Source organism: Aquibacillus koreensis (assembly GCF_025154055.1).
Lineage (GTDB): Bacteria > Bacillota > Bacilli > Bacillales > Amphibacillaceae > Aquibacillus_C > Aquibacillus_C koreensis.
Window position 1 is genome coordinate 81238 of record NZ_JAOALK010000047.1, and the last position, 21348, is coordinate 102585.

Genomic DNA, 21348 nt, shown 5'->3' on the forward strand with positions numbered 1-21348 from the left:
TAATCTTTAATTGCTTCATCCCTTTTCATACCTCATCACATATACAGGCATGTTGGGAATCCATTCAGCAAACAATACTTCTTTATATTCCTTGATACTTTGCATTGCTAGTTGATCTTTTAGCCACTTTTCACCAAGACCGAGTTCTTTTAAATTATCAAGGATTACTTCTCCATCAAGAATGAGGGTTATTGGTAAAGAAGCCGGTTTCGTTACGAGATTTAAATCTTTGTTTTTAGGAGTATCATAGTCAGATTTGGGAAGAACACTAATCATGCCATTTGTCTCCACTATAGCGTAGTCCACTTCTTGAATAGTGAAGTACCCTTGTTGTCTTATTAAACTTTGTAATGCATTGATGTCTAATTTTACTTTCTTTAGAGCATCAAACTTTATTTGACCTTTATGGATGACAATGTTCGGTTCACCTTCAAGAAGCTTACGTGTGCCTTTATACTTTTGTGTAATCCATTCAATCATGTAAATTAACATCCCCCAAAATAAAATGGCAAAGGTTATTTGACCTAGCTTAACCCCATCATCATATGCAGCATTCCCTACCAATTCACCTAAAATTAAAGCAGATATAAAATCAAACGGAGTGATTTGGGAAAATTGTGTTTTTCCTAGAATCTTTATGATTAATAATAGAAGTAGAAATCCGAATAATAATTCTATCGCAGTTGAAAGATAACTATTCATATTTCCACCCTTTCCAAATTTTTATCACCATTATCTCCTCTAGGATTATTGTTATACATGTTTTATTTTATAGATTTAGATATGCATCAAAAGGGATTGCCAGTTTGGCAACTCACTTCATCAACAACTACTGTGTAAGAAGTCAATTCAAATAAGGGAGTTGTCATCTGACAGCCCCCTCATGTTTATACCTACATTTTATTTCTACATATTTTTACTTTGCTGAAGAAGTTTGGATTCTCCTGTACGTTCCCATTCTTCGACTGTTTCATAGGCTTTTTCAGGAGTATAACCTTTTCCGACAAGAACCCCCATTAGCACGAATTCTTGAAGGATATGTGTTGCATTAATGCCTCTTTCGACGTCCTCTAATCCTTCTTTTACTAAAAATTCCGTGTGCTGCACCCATTCATCTGGAGTCTTTCCAAATACATTTGTATTTTCATTGCCGTGTCCTTCCTCCGCAGCCATTGCATCTGCTTTGGTAACGTGAACGGTACCGAATGGATGATTAGGTGGAGCGTAAATCGAGTAAAGTTTTATAGGTGTATTACCTGTATTGGTTAGATTATGCCACATTCCAGCAGGTATAATGATTACTGAATCATCATAGACATTTCTTTCGAAGTTTAAATTATCTTTATTTTTCCCCATGCGAACAATTCCCTGACCTTGTTCAACACGTAAGAATTGGTCAAGATTAGGGTGCATCTCCAAACCAATATCTTCCCCAACACCGATATTCATTAAAGTCAGTTGTAAATGTTTCCCTGTCCACAAAGCGGTTCGAAACGTATCGTTTTGCAGTGTTGCTTGATTGATATCAATCACAAATGGATTTGGTCCATAATCTCTTAAAGGAACGGCGCCATTAGTATTTGAATATCTAAAACCACTGTTTGTTTTCCCTACCTCATTAGGATAAGCCCCGTACATAGGCTGTCTTTCATGATATTGCATTGGTGCATTCGCATAATACGGATATTGATATTGACATGGATACGTATATGGAACATAGTACATTTTTTCTCAATCCCTTCACAAGTTCTACAAAATTATCGTATGCACTTGTAACGGCGATGTACTTAAACTTCACTTATTTTATGAATTTTTTAACCAACTGGTTGGATTGTTTAAAAGTAACACCCTTCTTCAAAAAAGTCATCCTGACCCTGAACTAGAATGCACTATGCACAGTAACCTATACGTTAAGCATAAAATAAGTTGAGAATTAAACAGAAGGAGGACAATCATGTATTCAAATTACAATTTAAATCATCAGGGTACAATATATAATGCTTATCGAATGGATAATGACAATCTACTTGTCAGTGATTTTCAGAAAGCGATTAACGCAGAGTATAGTGCAATTATTTGTTATGAGCATTTAGCCAAGGTGGCACCTACAATGGATGTAAAGGAAAAGATAATTGAGATACAACAAGATGAAAAACGACATTTGGACGAGTTCAGTAATATTTATGGAAATTTAACAGGTCAACAACCTAGCTATACAATAATTGAGGAATGTCCCCAAAAGTATAGAGCAGGAATCGATTTTGCTTTTAAGGATGAACAAGGAGCAGTTGATTTTTATTTAGATATAGCAGATCAAGCGCAAGATCCTCATATTAAAGATAGATTTCGACGTGCGGCAGCAGACGAACAAAATCATGCTGTTTGGTTTATGTATTTCATTTTTAATACAACAGATAGCATTAAAGGCAGTCGTCAAGTTGAGAATTATGGAGCGAAAGGAGCATTAAGTGCTACAACATTGACATTCCCTCAAATGCTAACTTACGCCCTTCAAGATGAATACTTGGCACAAGCAAGGTATGATAACATTCTTGGAACGTTTGGTGATATTCCAACCTTTTCAAGAATAAGGCAAGCTGAACTGAGACATATAAGCGCATTATTACCTTTATTTGAACGGTACCAAGTGCCATTACCAGAAGATATGTCGCAAAATTTTGTAACTACACCAGAAAGCCTGAAAGCATCCTATGCTGCTGGTGTGCAAGGAGAAATAGCGAATATTGCGATGTATGATAAGTTTTTGGCTTATGAACTACCTGTTGATATGAGAACTGTCTTTCAACAATTACGCAATGCCTCGGTAAATCACCTTGCAGCGTTTGAGAGAGGATTAGCTAGAGGTTAACTTTTTTTGTTCACAAGTGTAGAAAAGTCGTCTTGATCAAAATAAATAAGCTGTCGGAGATACCTCGACAGCTAAAAATTCAAGTGTAAATCTTTTTTATTCGTTCTCCACTGGCTTTGCATATAATATGTACCGATCCGGCGCATCTCCAACATAAGAAAATGGATAGCATGTAGTAATCACTAATTCTTCATCGGAAGTCGGTCCAATAATGGTTCGGTCGTCTGCATCTACAATTTTAGAATCAACCATTTCATACGCCTTTTCACCGTATGGTAACTTCACGGTAATCGTATCTCCAATCTGTACGTCTCCTAATCTACGAAAAACCGTATCTCTATGACCTGACATGACAATTTGATCACCTTGCATTGGAAAAGCTGTTCCACTATAGTGTCCGACGCCTTTTTCTAATTCATCTGGATCTGTGCCTTCAATGATTGGTAGTTCTCCTTCTATACTTGGTATTTCTAAAAGCCCTACCGTTTCTCCTTGATTTGGATGAAAAGAAAATGGATCACCACGTAAGAGATTGGGTGCCTCTTTTCCATCCTGTGTCGTATTAATTACTTCCTTAGCTTCGTTTAATCTATCTTTTTGCTCCATTTTCGAGTTTACCAATTGGTAGCCACCAATTATAAGAAATAATGCACCACCAATCATAAGTATCGTCGCAAATGCCTTCAGTTTCTCCACATCCTTTACTCTAAGTTTTAATAAGCAATTAATTATTAATAATAGTAGAGTACGAATGTGAAAGTTTGATGAAGAAAAAAGTTTTAATGTTGCGTTGAACAAAGCAGGAATTAAGGTTTTTTTGTTGAAGTGATTTATGTTCTTGCATACGAAAACCTATTGAAAAGGGGAATCTAGAAAATATGGTGAGTAAAAAAACGGATAATGCAGATATAATTGGTACTGTTGCTTGAGACTCCCAGTGAGTGAGTTGAAAAAGTCAGTAGACTTTTATTGCAATGTTTTGGGCTATGAACTTAATTCGGCGGATTACCAGTTACTACAGGTCTAGGTATTACCATACCTTCACTTATTTCAATGGACTATTTTATTCACAGGTTGTATTTTCAATTTTTAATAGAAAAATATTCGGATACATATGTAACGTAACTAAACAATTCTTTTGTGATAATAATCACAGAATAAATCTCCGAGTAGCTTTACATTTAAAGAAGAATAACTTGGAGGTGTATTAAAATGGAGAACAAGCAATTAATTGATGAATTAAACATGCAGTTAGCGAATTGGAATATTCTCTACACGAAGCTTCATAACTATCATTGGTATGTGACTGGGCCAGAATTCTTCACCTTACATGAGAAATTTGAGGAATTATATACAGAGGCGGCTGGATATGTCGATGAAATCGCTGAGCGTATCTTAACGATTGGTGGAAAACCATTAGCGACGTTAAAGGATTATTTAAATCATGCTTCTATTGAAGAAGCAACTGGTAGCGAGGATCCACAAGAAATGGTTACATCACTTGTGAATGATTTTGATATCATAACTGGAGAGTCGAAGGATGTCATTCATATCGCAGAAGAAACAAATGATGAAGTGACTGCTGATATGTTTACTGGAATAAGAGTGTCATTAGAGAAGCATGTTTGGATGTTTAGAGCGTACTTGAATTAAAAAATGAAGATTTGAGCCTGAAACAAAAGCACTTCTGCCTTTTGGAAAAGAAGCAGTAAAGTGCTTTTTTTTTGTCTAGAACGTGAAAAAATTAATTTTCACTAGACATTATTTGCTATAGGAGTATTATAGATTTACGAATTCGATTTCTAAGTATATGACAAACGAGAATGCATAAGTGGATACAATATATGGGGGAATATACGATGATATTTAAAAGGAAAGAATTTAAAAGCAGACGTCAATTGTCATCCATACATCTAATTGTACTTTTTTATGTATTGGCAGTTTGTTTTTCATCGATTCTACTAAGTTTACCTTTTCTGCATAAAACAGGAGTGGAGTTATCTCTTCTTGATACAATATTTACTGCAATTAGCGCCATCAGTGTAACAGGCTTAACTGTAGTTTCTACTGCAGATACATTTAATACTGCCGGGAAGATTGCGCTTACTGTTGTGTTGCAATTTGGTGGGATAGGGATCATGACTCTAGGAACATTTATCTATATATTGTTTGGAAAGAAGATTGGGTTAAGAGAAAGACAATTAATTAAAATTGATCAAAACCGGACGACTCTTTCAGGGTTAGTAAAGTTGATGTTAAAAATCCTTCAAATAATTATAATCATAGAATTAATTGGTACTGTGATTCTATCAAGCTATCTTTTAATGTACTACGAAACATGGCAGGAAGCTTTATTACAAGGATTCTTTGCTGCAGTTAGTGCGACAACAAACGCGGGTTTTGATATAACTGGTTCTTCTTTAATCCCATTTGCAAACGATTATTTTGTTCAGTTTATTAATATGCTCCTTTTAATACTAGGTGCGATCGGTTTCCCTGTTTTAATTGAAGTCCAGGAACTGTTAAGAGGGAAAAACAAACTTAAAAACGGTAAGTACCATTTTTCTCTTTTTACCAAGTTAACAACAACAACTTTTTTTGGCTTAGTACTTTTTGGCGCGGTGATGATTTATCTATTCGAGCAACATGCGTTTTTTGCAAATAAAACATGGCATGAATCCCTTTTTTATAGTTTGTTCCAGTCGGTCACAACCCGGAATGGAGGACTTGCGACGATGGATGTTAGTGAATTTCAAGACCCTACGTTACTGATAATTAGCATCCTTATGTTTATTGGTGCTTCCCCTAGTAGTGTGGGTGGAGGGATTCGGACCACTACTTTTGCGATTATGCTATTAGCTATATACAATTATGCAAAAGGCAACACTTGTATAAAAGTATTTGGAAGGGAAATTGACCAAGAAGATATTATGCGATCTTTTATCGTCATATTTACAGCTGGTATCTTATGTGGTACAGCCATCATATTTTTATCAGCGACAGAAAGTTTCTCGACTATAGCCATTATATTTGAAGTAACTTCTGCTTTTGGGACGACAGGGTTATCGATGGGAATAACTCCCGACTTATCTACAGTTGGAGAAGTTATAATTATGTTTCTTATGTTTGTTGGAAGAATTGGAATATTCTCCTTCCTATTTTTGTTAAGAGGGAATGACACAAAAGACATTTTCCATTATCCAACTGAAAAAATAATTATTGGTTAATCTAATAAAACTACTGCAAACCTACAGATATTCATCTGTGGGTGTTTTTTTGGCTTTAATGATGTTTATACTAATAGGGGTGTACTCGCCAATCACATCATAAAAATTAATGTCCCAACAGATTGCTTTTGTGTTAAACTTACAAATAGTTTGATGTGATTATAGGTCAAGGAGCTTTTTCATGCATTTATTTTCTAAAGAATTTAAACTCTCAAAACAACTAACAACGATACATCTGATTGTGTTGTATTATTTACTGGCTGTAGGATTTTCTACACTTTTGTTAAGCTTGCCCATCTTTCATCAAGACGGTGTGGATCTTACCTTTATCGATATTTTATTCACTGCGGTAAGTGCTATTAGTGTAACTGGTTTAACGGTAGTTTCCACTGCAGAGACATTTAATGCTTACGGAAAAATTGCGATCACAGTTATTTTGCAATTTGGTGGAATCGGAATTATGACCATGGGAACATTCGTATGGGTATTACTTGGAAAGAAAATCGGCCTCCGAGGCAGACAGCTAATTAGGGTAGACCAAAATAGTAAAACATTATCTGGATTAGTAAAATTGATGCTTCAAATATTTAAGATAATTTTGCTTATTGAACTCGTAGGAACGATTATTTTATCTACTTATTTTTTAACTTATTATGATACATGGCAAGAGGCATTGTTGCATGGTTTTTTTGGAGCTGTTAGTGCAACAACAAACGGTGGTTTTGATATTACGGGGTCTTCCTTAATGCCGTTTGCAAATGATTACTTCGTACAGTTTATTAATATTATCTTGATTATTCTTGGGGCGATAGGTTTCCCTGTTCTTATTGAAATTCAAGAATTGCTAAAAGGAATGTTTAAAGATAATGGAGAAACGTATCGTTTTTCTTTATTTACAAAGCTTACTACTTTTACCTTCTTTGGATTAGTACTTATTGGTTGGTTATTGATTTTCCTGCTGGAACGGAATGCTTTCTTTGCAGACAAAACGTGGCATGAGACGTTTTTCTATAGTCTATTTCAGTCCGTTACCTCTCGTAGTGGGGGCTTGTCAACAATGGATGTCAATGATTTTTCCCTACCAACCTTATTGCTAACTAGTGTTCTGATGTTTATTGGGGCATCGCCAAGCAGTGTGGGTGGTGGAATTCGGACAACTACCTTTGCTATCATGCTCCTTTCTATTTATAACTACGCCAAAGGTAACTCTAGTATCAAAGTATTTGGAAGGGAAATTGACCAAGAAGATATTACGCGCTCCTTTATTGTTATTTCAACAGCATCTTTATTGGTCATTTCATCGATAATCATTTTAGCTACGACGGAGAGCCTTCCTATTTTGGCTATCATATTTGAGGTTTGTTCCGCCTTTGGAACGACCGGTTTATCCATGGGCATAACACCAGATCTATCAACCTTTGGAAAAACCGTTATCATGCTTCTGATGTTTATTGGTCGTATCGGCATCTTCTCGTTCTTATTCTTGTTAAGAGGAAAAGGCACAAAAGATGTTTTCCGTTATCCATCAGAGAAAGTGATTATTGGTTAATATATAGGAACAGGAATTCCATTTCTGGTTAGCGACACATAGCTAGCTTGGATAGAGAATTCCTGTTTTTATTTAATTCAGTTCATTTCATAAAGATTATGTCGGATTTGATGTAAATTGCGTTGTAACTATAAGTAGCGGCTAATAAGGTTGATCTTGGCGGCAAGTTGTTAAAATAACGTACTGTATAGCCGCTTGGGTTCAACAGTAGTCTAAAACAAAAGAATAAGGTCTCTCACAGCCGCTCAGAAATATAAGGTCAATTTGGCGGTCATGAGATCCGTTATTCACTTAAAATCCAAGATTATCAAATTTTGCCGGTCACCAGATCCGTTATTTGCCCTAATTGCATTGGTTTCGATGAGATTTTGGTAAAATAGCGTACTGTACGACCGCTTAAAATCAAAATTGACCAAAAACAGGAAAATAAGGGATCTCATGACCGCTTGCGTTGTATGCACTCATTATCTTTGCGTGACGGCGCACTCTATAGTAAAACTGCAGTACTTGTTCAATTGTCTCAGAATTATAAATTATCCGTAAATTTCCTCCATTACCTATCCAATCTGCTTGCATTGCCCTCACCCTCATGTAGTATAGTTATAATAAGGATATTTGTGTAAATGTAGTAACCAGAATATGGAAGGGGCATGGATAGAATGACGCAACAGACTTACCTGTATAATTCCAAAGTTGGTAAAGTGTTAAAAAATATAAATAAAGTAATGATCGGAAAAGATGAGGCTGCAACACTTAGCTTAGTAGCATTACTGGCTGAAGGGCATGTTTTGTTAGAAGATGTTCCTGGTGTTGGGAAAACGATGCTAGTTCGAACACTTGCCAAATCACTAGACTGTGAATTCAAGCGAATCCAATTTACTCCAGATTTACTTCCGTCAGATGTTACTGGGGTATCTATATATAACCCAAAAGAACTTCAATTTGAGTTTAGAGGTGGCCCGATCTTAGGTGACGTGGTGCTTGCGGATGAGATTAATCGTACGTCGCCGAAAACGCAATCTTCTTTATTGGAAGCAATGGAGGAGATGAGTGTGACAGTTGATGGTAAAACAATCGATTTAAAGAAACCGTTTTTCGTTATGGCAACGCAAAATCCAATTGAATACGAGGGGACGTATCCTTTACCAGAAGCGCAATTGGATCGGTTTATTTTAAAATTAAAAATGGGTTATCCAAATCCAGAACAGGAACTAGAAATGCTAGACCGTACGTCAAAAGAGCATCCAATTCATCAAGTGGAGGCTGTTATGAGTAAGGATGAACTAGTCGAAGCGCAACTCCAAGTAAGAGAAGTGTTTATCGATCAGAATGTGAAACAATATATTGTTCAATTGGTCACTGCAACAAGAGACCATGATTCTGTTTATTTAGGTGTAAGTCCGCGTGGATCGATTGCATTGATGAAGGCTGCGAAGGCATATGCGTACATTCATGACCGTGATTATGTCATTCCGGACGATGTAAAATATTTAGCGCCGTTTGTGTTGACCCACCGCATTATTCTTAACTCAGAGGCGAAATTTGATGGCGTTAGTACAGATCATGTGATTGAAGAATTACTAGAAAAAGTAGCAATCCCTGTACGAAGGGAATTTCGTTAATGAAAGAAAAAGTTATTTTTGCTCTAAAACTATGCCAGGTATTGCTCCTATTTGCAATCTTTTATACGTATGCAATGTTCCAAGGTGGCTTTGTAAGTTGGTTCCTCTTTTATGGCTTCTTACCTATCATCTTATACCTTTTTCTTTTACTTCTCTATCCCATTTCAACATGGACAGTAAAGAGAAAAATACCGAAGCATGTTGTACAATCTGGTAATCATATACAAGTAGAAATTGAGATTACTAGAAATTTTGCTTTCCCGATTGCCTATCTCGTTGTTGAAGAGTATTTTCCTGCATCACTACAGTATGAGAGTATAAGTAGGAACCAATATAAATATATGACTGATCCTACCAGGCTATCGATAAAAAGAATGGAAAAGAAGCTCATCTTTCCATGGTTTAAGCGGACGATGACGGTAAATTATACGCTAAACAATATACCGCGTGGAGAACATCACATGAAAGCTATTCGAATTAAAACAGGTGACTTTTTTGGTTTTATAAAAAAAGACTGTGTGTATCAGGTGAATAATCATATTCTTGCGTATCCACACCAACGAAAGGTGTCTTTAAAAGAAAAAGTAAACAGTTTCGATGAAGGTGCATCGCCTGCTTATACAGTGAATCATAAAAATACGAATGTCGTTTCTGGTGTGCGCGAATATATGCCAGGTGATCGTTTTTCCTGGATAGATTGGAAAACAACTGCCCGTAAAGATGCAGTGATGACAAAGGAATTTGAGCAAGAGAAAAGCTCCTTGTTATTACTTATTATGGACAGCACGGCGTATGAAGGGCAGAACAAAATAAGTTTTGAGGCAAGTGTAGAATTAACAGCTTCTATTATTAAGTCGATGCGGAATCAATCTTCGCAATTGTCACTGATCGCCATTGGTGAGGAAAGAGTGTATTTTCCGTTTAGTCAAGACCCTAGCAAGAATGAACAAATGAATGCCTTATTAGCAAAAGTGCAGCCAAGAGGAGATGTGCCGTTCCCGCTCCAGTTAATGCAAGAATATAAGAAAATACCACAAGGAATCATGACGATGGTTGTGATTACTTACGTGGATCAAGATATGGTGGAGGCACTGCTTCATTTACGACGAAAAAGTAAACAAGTAATTGTTTTCCTAATAAAACCTGCTTCAAAGATGACCCGATTAGACAAAGAGTACATCCATCAATTATCGCTAAAAGGGGTCGTCATGAATGTATTAATGGAAGAGCAATTATCCAAGCCCGAAATCGAGGTGAGTATGTAATGGACAATCTAGCGCAAAAAAGTAAAGCTACTTATTCATCTCTTATTTACCTGTGTGGGTTTCTGTTGTTTTGGGAATGGTTACGACCATTAGATACGATTTCAGATACAGGTAGTTTGTCGGTGTTTGTCATCTACGCGGCGTTTTGTTTTTTCATTTCCATACTTAGACCTAAATGGTGGCTATCAAGCTTGTTGAAATTAATAAGTCTGTTGTTTATCATCGATAGTTTATTTATTTCGGAAGCAATGTTTAGTCAATCTTGGTTTATCGTACTAAAAATGCATGCAACATTTAATATGGAGGTCATTCTTAATCAACAATGGTATCAAATGACGCCTTTGTTCCGAAGTGTCCTATTTTTAGTTTTGTTATGGTTAATGAGTTATCTCTTATACTATTGGTTTGTCGTTGCAAATCGAATCTTCTTGTTCATTCTATTAACCTTTGTTTATTTAACCATCCTAGATACGTTTACTACGTATAGTGCAAACGCTGCGATCGTACGCACGTTTATCATTTCATTAATCGCAATGGGGATCTCTAGTATATCGAAAGAGATTACGAGAGAGGCGATTAAACAAGTGAATGTAAAGAAATTAGCCTTGTGGTTTATTCCTTTGTTTGTCGTTATCTTTTCATCTACGGTGATTGGTTATGCATCGCCAAAGCTTAACCCGCAATGGCCAGACCCTGTTCCATTTTTCACTAGCACAGCAGAGCATGCTGGATTTGGTAGTGGGGGTGGAAATGCAGTACAAAAATCAGGTTACGGAGAAAACGATTCTCGCTTAGGTGGGTCCTTTGTCGTTGATAATTCACCTGTATTCCAAGCGGCTGTTAACAAAAGTCACTATTGGAGAATTGAATCGAAAGATCTTTATACTGGCCTTGGGTGGGAGAGATCTACAGACTTAGACCTACAAGAACAAGATAACGACCAAATTGATTTAGAAATGTTTAATGATTCACTTGAGACGGAAGATTTAACAGCAATGGTCCGGTTTGAAGATGACGCAAATCTATCAAAAGTGGTCTATCCTTATGGTTTAACATCTATTCAGGGTAATCAACAGGTTCAGTATTTAGTGGACAGAGAAACGGGAACGATCGAATCAGAAGGTGGAGAGTTCCGTGATAATGGGCAAGGTTATCAAATCAACTATAGCTATCCATCCTTTTCTTTAGACAAACTCATAACTTCGAGTGAAGAAGATCCTGAAGAAATAAGTGATTTATACCTGCAGTTACCAGATGATTTACCTGAAAGGATAAGTGCATTAGCTGAAGACGTGGTTGTAGACGATCAAACGAGATACGACATGGTGAAGTCGATTGAAAGCTATTTTAATCGCAATGGATACAATTATGAAACAAATGGAGTGGCAGTACCAGAGGATGGCCAGGATTACGTTGACCAATTCTTGTTCGATACGAAGATTGGTTATTGTGATAACTTCTCTACCTCGATGGTTGTTATGTTGCGTACACTCGATATACCAGCACGATGGGTAAAAGGCTTTACGAGTGGCCAACAAGCTGATGAACAAGCACCTAATCAAGACTTAACTGTTTATGAAGTGAGTAACGCAAATGCACACTCTTGGGTAGAGGTTTATTTTCCAGATGTGGGATGGGTTCCTTTTGAACCTACTAGAGGTTTTAGTAGTCCGGTTGATTTTTATGAAGAAGCCTCTGCTACGATAGATGATGAGCAAGAAGAAGAAGAAACAGAGGAAACAGAAGAAACAACGGAGGATGAAACGGAAGAAGAGACTAGTGCAGCTGACCCAAGAGTCCCTCCAGGATTTGAAGATTTTGAAACTGGCTATACTCCAAATGGCAGTAGTCAAGACAGTGCATCTATATGGGGATGGGTTGTTGCAGGAGTTGTATTAGCAGTGGGAGCGAGCCTGCTCTATCTGACGAGATATCGTTGGGTTACCAGATGGTTGGTTAGCCGTTATAAGAAACGACACGATGCACAAGCTTATCAGGATGCTTATGAATATTTATTAAAAGTGTTAGATCACAAAGGTTTAAAAAGAAATAAAGATCAAACACTAAGAGAATATGCTAGAATGATTGATAAAATATTTGAGTCAAATGAGATGAGTCGTTTCACGCATCACTATGAACGGTTTTTATATAGAGATGAAGCGAGTTCAGAGCATTGGTCCAAAATGAGTGAATTATGGGAAAATTTAATTAAGCGTTCATTGTCTTGACCGGATATAGACACATTGATAGAATAATATAAATTAATAATGAAAAATTCCTTCATATATACTCGATGATATGGTTCGAAAGTTTCTACCAGAACGCCGTAAATGTTCTGACTATGAAGGCAGGTATCAACGGTGATTTCTGTCTTTCTCTGTATATGTACAGACAGAAATCACTTTTTCTTTAGGCTGTTTGGGCAAAGTTTTGTTAAAGACAACAATCTTATCAAACAGTCTTTCAATAAAAGGCTGATGGTAGGTTACATAAATAAGGAGATGAAAACATGGAACTCAATAACGAAATGATTCTAGTATTAGACTTTGGTAGTCAATATAATCAACTGATTACTAGACGTATTAGAGAATTTGGTGTTTATAGTGAATTACACTCGCACAGAATAACAGCAGAAGAAATTAAAGAAATAAATCCAAAAGGTATTATTTTATCAGGTGGCCCGCATAGTGTATATGGAGAGAATAGTTTTCGTTGTGACGAAGCGCTCTTTGACTTAGGTATTCCTGTCCTAGGAATTTGCTATGGTATGCAACTGATGACGCAACACTTTGGTGGAAATGTAAGAAGAGCAAACGAAAGAGAGTATGGGAAAGCAGACATTCAAGTAACAGCAAATGCAAAACTGTTTGAAGGAACACCACATGCGCAAACCGTTTGGATGAGCCATGGCGATAAAATTATTGAAGCACCTGCAGGATTTACGATTGACGCGACTAGTCAGTCTACTCCAGTAGCAGCGATGAGTGATGTAGAACGTCACTTCTATGGTGTTCAATTTCACCCAGAAGTAAGAAATACGGAATATGGGAACGACTTATTAAAACAGTTCGTATTTTCTGTTTGTGAATGTAAAGGCGACTGGACAATGGCGAATTTTATAGATCAAGAAGTAGAAAAAATTCGTGAACTAGTAGGATCCAATAAAGTGCTTTGTGCATTAAGTGGTGGGGTAGACTCATCTGTGGTTGCAGCCCTTATTCATAAAGCAATTGGTGATCAACTTACTTGTATGTTTGTCGACCATGGTTTATTGAGAAAAGATGAAGCAGACACAGTAATGGAAACGTTCCGTGATGGTTTCCATATGAATATTATCAAAATTGATGCGCAAGACCGTTTCTTAAGCAAGTTAAAAGGTGTCTCAGATCCGGAGCAAAAACGCAAAATCATCGGAAATGAATTTATTTATGTGTTTGATGAAGAGGCTGCAAAGCTTAAGGACTTTGACTATTTAGCACAAGGCACGTTATATACAGACATTGTAGAAAGTGGTACAGAAACAGCTCAAACGATCAAATCCCACCATAACGTAGGTGGATTACCTGAAGATATGCAATTTGAGCTTATTGAGCCATTAAATACGTTGTTTAAGGACGAGGTTCGTGCGCTGGGATTAGAGTTAGGTGTTCCAGAGGAAATCGTATGGAGACAACCATTCCCAGGTCCAGGACTAGGGATCCGTGTGTTAGGCGAGGTAACCGATGAAAAAATCGAGATTGTTAGAGAATCTGATGCAATTTTAAGAGAAGAAATCAAAAATGCTGGATTAGACCGTGACATCTGGCAATATTTCACCGTATTACCTGACATTCGAAGTGTCGGTGTAATGGGTGATGCGCGAACATATGATTATACAATTGGGATTCGTGCCGTAACTTCGATCGATGGAATGACATCGGATTGGGCTAGAATTCCGTGGGAAGTACTTGAAAAAATATCAACAAGAATCGTAAACGAAGTCGATCACATCAATCGCGTGGTGTATGACATTACGAGTAAGCCACCTGCAACGATTGAGTGGGAATAGAGTGAGTAAACAATAGACCTTTCGAGTTAGGAGGTCTATTGTTTTTGTTCTAATAACCGAACGTTAGGTAATTTCCAAATAAAAACATTCGTTTTTCGTATTGACTATGTGTCATTTACCTAGTATTATAGATTTTGTAATCATAATTTCATAGAAATATCGTCGTATAATGATGGGGATATGGCCCATGAGTTTCTACCGGACTACCGTAAATTGGTCTGACTACGAAGATAAACGATATATTTTTTGTTTTTTTTCGTTTCTTCGACAGTAAAGGTAGCACTCTTGGTATTTCCAGGGGTGCTTTTTGTGCTTTCTTAAAAAATGCGACATAAAAAGAGGAGGAATTTATTCATGAAGAAGTATTTCCAGTTTGATGCGTTAGGTACGAACTATCGTAAGGAATCCATGGCTGGTGTTACAACATTCTTAGCTATGGCGTATATCTTGTTCGTTAACCCTGACCTGTTATCTGCAACAGGTATGGATCAAGGTGCAATCTTTACGGCAACAGCACTTGCTGCAGCAGTAGGTACGTTAATCATGGGTCTTCTTGCAAAGTATCCAGTTGCATTAGCACCTGGCATGGGATTAAATGCGTTCTTTGCTTTTACAGTAGTTATTGGATGGGAAATTCCATGGGAAACAGCATTAGCAGGGGTTTTAGTTTCAGGTCTTATTTTTATTGTTTTAACCCTTACAGGTGTCCGTGAAAAAGTAATTAATGCAATTCCAGCTAACCTAAAATTAGCGGTTGGTGCAGGTATTGGTTTATTCATCGCATTTATTGGTTTCCAAAATGCAGGGATCATTGTTAATGATGATGCAACATTAGTTAGTTTAGGTGATTTATCTGCTGGTCCTACATTACTTGCAATCTTTGGTATTATCGTGACAGTAATCCTTCTTGCTGCGAATATCAAAGGAGGCGTATTTTATGGAATGATCATAACTGCGATTGTTGGTATGTTTTTTGGTCAAGTACCATATCCGACAAGCATTAATGACATCATTGGTCCAGTTCCAAGCTTAGAGCCAACATTTGGTCAAGCGTTTCTACACTTAGGTGATGTATTTACGATTCAAATGCTAGTTGTTATTCTTACATTCTTATTCGTTGACTTCTTTGATACAGCTGGTACTTTAGTGGCTGTAGCAAATAAAGCTGGTTTAATGAAAGACAATAAACTTCCACGTGCAGGCAAAGCATTATTCGCTGACTCTGCTGCAACAGTTGTTGGTGCAACGCTTGGTACTTCTACTACTACTTCATATGTAGAGTCTACAACTGGTGTTAGTGCTGGTGGTCGTACAGGTTTTGCGTCAATCGTAACGGCTGCATTATTCTTATTAGCACTTGTGTTCTCACCGCTATTAGGTATGGTTACATCATCTGTAACGGCACCTGCGTTAATCATTGTTGGTGTACTCATGTGTTCTGCGTTAAAAGAGATTGAATGGGATCAATTTGAAGTTGCTGTTCCTGCATTCTTGACTGTCATTGCTATGCCACTTGCGTATAGTATTGCAACAGGTATCGCGATGGGATTTGTATTCTATCCAATCACAATGGTAGTAAGAGGGAAAGCCAAAGAAATCAACCCAATTATGTGGGGATTGTTCGTGATCTTTATCCTGTACTTCATTTTCTTAGCGGAATAAATAGATGGAAAAAGCCTTGGCTGACTGGCCAAGGCTTTTTATTTTGATTTTCTTAATGTATAAGATGTACTCAGACAGTTTTTAAGCGGACAATTATTCCTTTATTTACACCAAAATGACCATTTTAATAATACTTGCGGACATATGTTCCGCTATTTCCTGATTTTGAAGGGATTTTCATAGCAATTCTAAGGAATAACGGAATAAATGTCCGCAAGTAGTCTAAATTAATAAGAAAAGAAGAAAATAAGGGAAAAAATGTCCGTCCATTGAAACTGTCACCACCAGAAAAGTAGCCGTGGTAGTGAACCTATTAGACTACTCACTGCTCCTCCAAATTCCGTATTTCCAACCGATTCTTTTTCGTCCCATCATTCACTAACCGGTGCAATTGCAGCACGAGTAATCCATGTTGGTAGGTGGCTTGGATTTTATCACTTCTTACTGGATAGGGAAGCTCAATTTTTCTTTCAAACATACCCTGAATGATTTCGTTTTTCATAACCTCGCCGCTCTCGTGATTAATATCAATCATGCCTTTTAATTCCAATGTTGCATAATCAACATATACATCTACTTTTTCTAGATCTTTTACACCAGGTAAATTAACATAACAGATTAGTTCATTTTCATATTTGTACAAATTAATCTGGGGTACAGGTGGCTTAAGTACATCTTCAAATTCGTTCCAAAAAGTATCTCCAAAAAAATGATCCATGTTCTTTTTCCAGTCATTCATATTACGAAAAGGATCCATATAATTCTCCTTTCTTACCTCGAATTTCCTGAAATGGACAGAGGAAGCGGTTTTGAATGTTTGGCGCTAAGGAATAGAATACGATATAGTGTATGCATAACTTTTTATATGGGTGAATACCTAGATTTGATGATTACAACAAGTGAAATAGAGAAAAACTAGGTTTTAACAAATAGTAGGAGGCTTTTAATGTGTTAGAAAATGCTTTTATTATGATCGTTATTATTTTGTTAGTTAATGTGGTTTACGTATCTTTATCGACACTACGGGTAATTTTAACTTTAAAAGGAAGAAGATACATAGCTGCAATGATCGGGATGTTCGAGATTACCATTTACACGTTAGGTTTAGGGCTAGTGTTGAGTAATCTTGATCGTATTGAGAATTTAATTGCCTATGCACTCGGTTATGGGATCGGTGTAATCGTTGGGTCTAAAATTGAGGAAAAACTTGCGCTTGGGTACATTACAGTCAATGTGATCTCGTCTAACCCTGATATTGAATTTACTAAAAAGCTGCGTGATAAAGGGTATGGCGTTACAAGCAGTTATGCCTATGGTATGGAAGGGGATCGTTTATCGATGCAAATATTGACACCGAGGAAATATGAGTTAATGTTATATGAAGCGATAAAAGAACTGGATCCGAAAGCATTTATCATTGCGTATGAGCCAAAACAAATTCACGGCGGCTTTTGGGTCAAACAGGTAAAGAAAGGACGCCTTTTTAAAAATGCCAAAAAAACAGAAGAACGTACAGAAGCGCCAACCGAACAACCTGTCGAAGAGCCAAACGCAAAACCAAAGGAATAAGAAAAGGTTTGAGTTACAAGAAAATGAATCAATAGACCAGTGTCTAGACCGAATTAAGCAGGAAGGATACACCCCGGTTAGAAGGGTAGAAGAACCTGTATTTCAAGAAATAGAACAAAACGGACAAAAGACCTACGAACCGGTGGGAAGAAAGGTGATCTTTGATTCAATACTAGCAAAACACGAACAATAAAAAATACCTATAAACTATTGTTCGATATTTTATTGACCAACTCCCTAATACTTGTTATCATAGAAATGCACTAAGATTATACGTTAACCTCATATAATTTCGGGGATATGGCCCGATCGTTTCTACCCGTCACCGTAAATGATGGACTATGAGGGAGGATGAATCATTGTATTTGCCATGTATTAGGGATACGTGTGCCTCCAAGTTATGTAAGAAAATATAACAAGGAATACATGTGAACCTTCGCGATGATGTTTCGAGTCATCGAATGCCACTACAGTGATTATTACGGATGCATATGAAATGACGTATGCCTATTCATCTTCTCTCAACATGAGATGAATAGGCATTTTTTTACGAAAACAATTATCAGATAATTTGTTATAAATACATAACAGGGGAAGAGGGGTTTTATGACTAGAGTCGGAATCGTGATGGGCAGTATCTCGGATTGGGAAACGATGAAGCATGCATGTGACGTACTGGATGAACTAGGAATCTCCTATGAAAAAGAAATCGTTTCTGCACATCGAACGCCTGATGATATGTTTACTTATGCAGAGACTGCTAGAGAAAAAGGACTGAACGTTATTATCGCAGGTGCAGGTGGAGCTGCGCACTTACCAGGAATGATTGCAGCTAAAACAACACTGCCAGTCATAGGTGTACCTGTACAGTCTAAAGCATTAAACGGATTAGATTCGTTACTATCGATTGTGCAAATGCCGGGTGGTGTACCTGTCGCAACGGTAGCTATAGGTGAAGCTGGCGCAAAAAATGCAGGCATCCTAGCAACCCAAATGATTGGCGCGTTTGAGCAAGATGTAGCCAATAGGTTGCAAGCATATCAAAATCAATTACAAGAAAAGGTAAATGAAATGAGGGACCAACTTGCGACAAAATAGATTGTATTATGGATCTACGATTGGCATCGTTGGTGGGGGCCAACTAGGTCGAATGATGGCAACTGCAGCAAAACATATGGGTTACCGGATTGTTGTGTTAGACCCGACAGAAGATTGTCCAACCGCTCAAGTAAGTGATCACCACATTATTGCTGATTATGCTGATAAAGAAGCTATCAGACAATTGGCTGCACAGTGTGATGTCGTGACCTATGAGTTTGAAAATGTTGATCTAGAGTCAGCGAATTATTTACAAGAAAAAGGGTTGCTTCCACAAGGTTCAAAGCAACTTCGGTTTACACAAGATCGTGAAGATGAAAAGACATTATTGAGAGAAAATGGCTTACCTATCGCACCTTTTGCAATCGTCACAGATGGTAAGCAGTTACAAGAAGCAATCAAGGAAATTGGTATTCCTTCTGTCTTAAAAACTTGTCGAGGTGGATATGACGGAAAAGGCCAACTAAAGATTGAAACAGAAGCAAATGTAGCGGAAGCGATCCAATTTGTTGAAAAGAATGGTCGTTGTATCTTAGAACAATGGGTAGTGTTTGATAAAGAAGTTTCCGTTGTGCTAACAAGAGGGTTGGATGGTGACATTACGTTCTTCCCAGTAGCTGAAAATGAACACAAACACCATATTTTATCGAAAACAATCGTACCAGCACGTGTACCAATGCTTGTACATGAAAAAGCACTAGATGCAGCAAAGGTGATTGCAGAAAGTATTGGAGTCGTTGGGACATTTGCGATTGAAATGTTCGTTCGTGGTGATGCTATCTATATAAATGAAATGGCACCGAGGCCACATAACTCTGGTCACTATACAATAGAAGCGTGTAATGTATCCCAGTTTGAGCAACATGTAAGAGCCATTTGTGGGTTGCCATTAGTACCAGTATTGTTCCATGGAGGAGCGGTGATGGTCAATTTACTTGGAGAAGATGTAGAGCCTTACATGCAAAAAATCGATGAATTAACTGGAGCACAAATCCACATGTATGGAAAAAGTGAAAACAAGCCTAAACGAAAGATGGGGCACATCACTTTTGTAGCTAACGAATTAGAACAATTACAACAGATCATAGATGATGCAATACAAATAGAAAAAGTATAACAAGTATATAGGAGGAAACACATACATGATTAGTCGCTATACACGAGAAGAAATGGGATCGATTTGGACAGATGAAAACAAATACCAAGCTTGGTTAGAAGTTGAAATATTAGCATGTGAAGCATGGAGTGAATTAGGTTTTATTCCAAAAGAAGATGTGGCGAAAATAAGAGAAAATGCATCGTTTGATGTGAACCGTATTTTAGAAATCGAACAAGAAACAAGACACGATGTAGTTGCCTTTACTCGTGCTGTATCCGAAACGTTAGGCGAAGAGAAAAAGTGGGTGCATTACGGTCTTACTTCTACTGATGTAGTAGACACAGCTTTATCTTACTTATTAAAACAAGCAAATGACATCATCAGAAAAGACATCGAAAATTTCATCGATATCCTTGCTACAAAAGCACAAGAGCATAAGCATACGGTGATGATGGGTAGAACGCATGGTGTACATGCAGAACCAACAACGTTTGGCTTGAAAATGGCTTTATGGTACGAAGAAATGAAGCGTAACTTGGAACGTTTTAATGCAGCAGCTAACACAATTGAAACTGGTAAACTATCTGGTGCGGTTGGAACGTATGCCAATATCGATCCTTTTGTAGAGCAATATGTATGTGAAAAGCTAGGTTTAACACCTGCACCTGTATCGACACAAACATTGCAACGTGATCGTCATGCCCATTACATGTCTACACTAGCGCTAGTGGCGGCATCGATTGAGAAGTTTGCGACAGAGGTTCGTGGCTTGCAGAAAACAGAAACAAGAGAAGTAGAAGAATTTTTCGCAAAAGGACAAAAAGGTTCATCTGCAATGCCACATAAGCGTAACCCAATTGGCTCTGAGAATATGACTGGTATGGCAAGAGTGATTCGCGGTTATATGGTAACGGCATATGAGAATGTCGCGTTATGGCATGAAAGAGATATCTCGCACTCGTCTGCAGAGCGTGTAATTTTACCAGATGGAACGATTGCGCTTGACTATATGTTAAATCGTTTTTCGAATATCGTGAAAAACTTAACGGTGTTCCCAGAAAACATGAAACGTAACATTGATCGAACTTACGGTGTTATTTTCTCACAACGCGTACTTCTATCGTTAATCGATAAAGGAATGAGCAGAGAAGAAGCATACGACATGGTGCAACCAAATGCGATGAAGGCTTGGGAAACGGCAACTCCATTTAGAGAATTAATTGAAGCAGAAGAGAAAATTACTAATGTTTTATCAAAAGAAGAGCTGGATGACTGTTTTGATTACACATACCACTTGAAAAATGTAGATCAGATTTTTACCAAGATTGGATTGTAAGTTG

General features: G+C 37.4%; 19 protein-coding genes and 3 riboswitches. Of the genes, 15 read left to right on the top strand and 4 right to left on the bottom strand.

All coding sequences use genetic code 11. The features are described from left to right. Nucleotides 1–15: 15 nt before the first annotated feature. Nucleotides 16–702, bottom strand: coding sequence for a DUF421 domain-containing protein (locus NYQ66_RS13475; RefSeq protein WP_259870192.1), 687 nt, complete (start codon nt 700–702; stop codon nt 16–18). A gap of 204 nt (nt 703–906) precedes the next feature. Continuing rightward, the gene (locus tag NYQ66_RS13480) at nt 907–1725 is read right to left on the bottom strand and encodes a cupin domain-containing protein (RefSeq protein ID WP_259870194.1); all 819 of its coding nucleotides are present in this window, start codon (nt 1723–1725) and stop codon (nt 907–909) included. A gap of 229 nt (nt 1726–1954) precedes the next feature. On the opposite strand from NYQ66_RS13480, the gene NYQ66_RS13485 reads away from it, so the two are divergent. Next, nucleotides 1955–2869: a ferritin family protein gene (locus tag NYQ66_RS13485; protein WP_259870195.1), complete on the top strand. Its 915-nt coding sequence runs from the start codon at nt 1955–1957 to the stop codon at nt 2867–2869. A gap of 96 nt (nt 2870–2965) precedes the next feature. On the opposite strand, the gene NYQ66_RS13490 is transcribed toward NYQ66_RS13485, so the two are convergent. Beyond that, nucleotides 2966–3556, bottom strand: a complete 591-nt coding sequence (locus NYQ66_RS13490; RefSeq protein WP_272480013.1) for a class D sortase — start codon at nt 3554–3556, stop codon at nt 2966–2968. A gap of 250 nt (nt 3557–3806) precedes the next feature. Here NYQ66_RS13490 and NYQ66_RS21530 point away from each other — a divergent pair, with 250 nt between their 5' ends. From NYQ66_RS21530 to NYQ66_RS13530, 9 genes are all read left to right on the top strand, one after another. Further along, the gene (locus NYQ66_RS21530) at nt 3807–3896 is read left to right on the top strand and encodes a hypothetical protein (protein WP_407652084.1); all 90 of its coding nucleotides are present in this window, start codon (nt 3807–3809) and stop codon (nt 3894–3896) included. 185 nt (nt 3897–4081) lie between these two features. Then, complete coding sequence (locus NYQ66_RS13495; RefSeq protein ID WP_259870196.1) at nt 4082–4522, top strand: Dps family protein; 441 nt, start codon at nt 4082–4084, stop codon at nt 4520–4522. A 206-nt stretch (nt 4523–4728) separates the two neighbouring features. Then, on the top strand, nt 4729–6096 hold the full coding sequence (locus NYQ66_RS13500) for a TrkH family potassium uptake protein (protein ID WP_259870197.1): 1368 nt from the start codon (nt 4729–4731) through the stop codon (nt 6094–6096). A 181-nt stretch (nt 6097–6277) separates the two neighbouring features. Beyond that, the gene (locus tag NYQ66_RS13505) at nt 6278–7645 is read left to right on the top strand and encodes a TrkH family potassium uptake protein (protein ID WP_259870198.1); all 1368 of its coding nucleotides are present in this window, start codon (nt 6278–6280) and stop codon (nt 7643–7645) included. 659 nt (nt 7646–8304) lie between these two features. Further along, nucleotides 8305–9267 (top strand): AAA family ATPase, encoded by a 963-nt coding sequence (locus NYQ66_RS13510; RefSeq protein ID WP_259870199.1) that lies wholly within the window; start codon nt 8305–8307, stop codon nt 9265–9267. Further along, nucleotides 9267–10532: a DUF58 domain-containing protein gene (locus NYQ66_RS13515; protein WP_259870200.1), complete on the top strand. Its 1266-nt coding sequence runs from the start codon at nt 9267–9269 to the stop codon at nt 10530–10532. Before NYQ66_RS13510 ends, NYQ66_RS13515 begins: the two co-directional genes overlap by 1 nt. Then, nucleotides 10532–12760, top strand: coding sequence for a DUF4129 domain-containing transglutaminase family protein (locus NYQ66_RS13520; RefSeq protein ID WP_259870202.1), 2229 nt, complete (start codon nt 10532–10534; stop codon nt 12758–12760). Before NYQ66_RS13515 ends, NYQ66_RS13520 begins: the two co-directional genes overlap by 1 nt. Nucleotides 12761–12792: 32 nt before the next feature. Then, nucleotides 12793–12894: riboswitch (purine riboswitch) on the top strand. A 147-nt stretch (nt 12895–13041) separates the two neighbouring features. Further along, nucleotides 13042–14580, top strand: a complete 1539-nt coding sequence (guaA, locus tag NYQ66_RS13525; protein WP_259870203.1) for a glutamine-hydrolyzing GMP synthase — start codon at nt 13042–13044, stop codon at nt 14578–14580. Between the two features lie 142 nt (nt 14581–14722). After that, a riboswitch (purine riboswitch) is annotated at nt 14723–14825 on the top strand. A gap of 109 nt (nt 14826–14934) precedes the next feature. Further along, the gene (locus NYQ66_RS13530) at nt 14935–16242 is read left to right on the top strand and encodes an NCS2 family permease (protein ID WP_259870204.1); all 1308 of its coding nucleotides are present in this window, start codon (nt 14935–14937) and stop codon (nt 16240–16242) included. Between the two features lie 322 nt (nt 16243–16564). Here the strand turns inward: NYQ66_RS13530 and NYQ66_RS13535 are convergent, their stop codons facing one another. After that, on the bottom strand, nt 16565–16999 hold the full coding sequence (locus NYQ66_RS13535; RefSeq protein ID WP_259870205.1) for an Hsp20/alpha crystallin family protein: 435 nt from the start codon (nt 16997–16999) through the stop codon (nt 16565–16567). Between the two features lie 191 nt (nt 17000–17190). On the opposite strand from NYQ66_RS13535, the gene NYQ66_RS13540 reads away from it, so the two are divergent. From NYQ66_RS13540 to purB, 5 genes are all read left to right on the top strand, one after another. Further along, nucleotides 17191–17811, top strand: a complete 621-nt coding sequence (locus NYQ66_RS13540; RefSeq protein WP_259870206.1) for a DUF2179 domain-containing protein — start codon at nt 17191–17193, stop codon at nt 17809–17811. Next, nucleotides 17777–18004, top strand: coding sequence for an NETI motif-containing protein (locus NYQ66_RS13545; RefSeq protein WP_259870269.1), 228 nt, complete (start codon nt 17777–17779; stop codon nt 18002–18004). Before NYQ66_RS13540 ends, NYQ66_RS13545 begins: the two co-directional genes overlap by 35 nt. Before the next feature lie 69 nt (nt 18005–18073). Continuing rightward, nucleotides 18074–18173, top strand: a riboswitch (purine riboswitch). Nucleotides 18174–18417: 244 nt separating this feature from the next. Then, nucleotides 18418–18909, top strand: coding sequence for a 5-(carboxyamino)imidazole ribonucleotide mutase (gene purE / locus NYQ66_RS13550; protein WP_259870207.1), 492 nt, complete (start codon nt 18418–18420; stop codon nt 18907–18909). Next, nucleotides 18896–20026 (top strand): 5-(carboxyamino)imidazole ribonucleotide synthase, encoded by a 1131-nt coding sequence (purK, locus tag NYQ66_RS13555; RefSeq protein ID WP_259870208.1) that lies wholly within the window; start codon nt 18896–18898, stop codon nt 20024–20026. The genes purE and purK overlap by 14 nt, the downstream gene beginning before the upstream one ends. Nucleotides 20027–20051: 25 nt before the next feature. Then, nucleotides 20052–21344 (top strand): adenylosuccinate lyase, encoded by a 1293-nt coding sequence (purB, locus tag NYQ66_RS13560; protein ID WP_259870209.1) that lies wholly within the window; start codon nt 20052–20054, stop codon nt 21342–21344. The last annotated feature ends 4 nt before the right edge of the window (nt 21345–21348 follow it).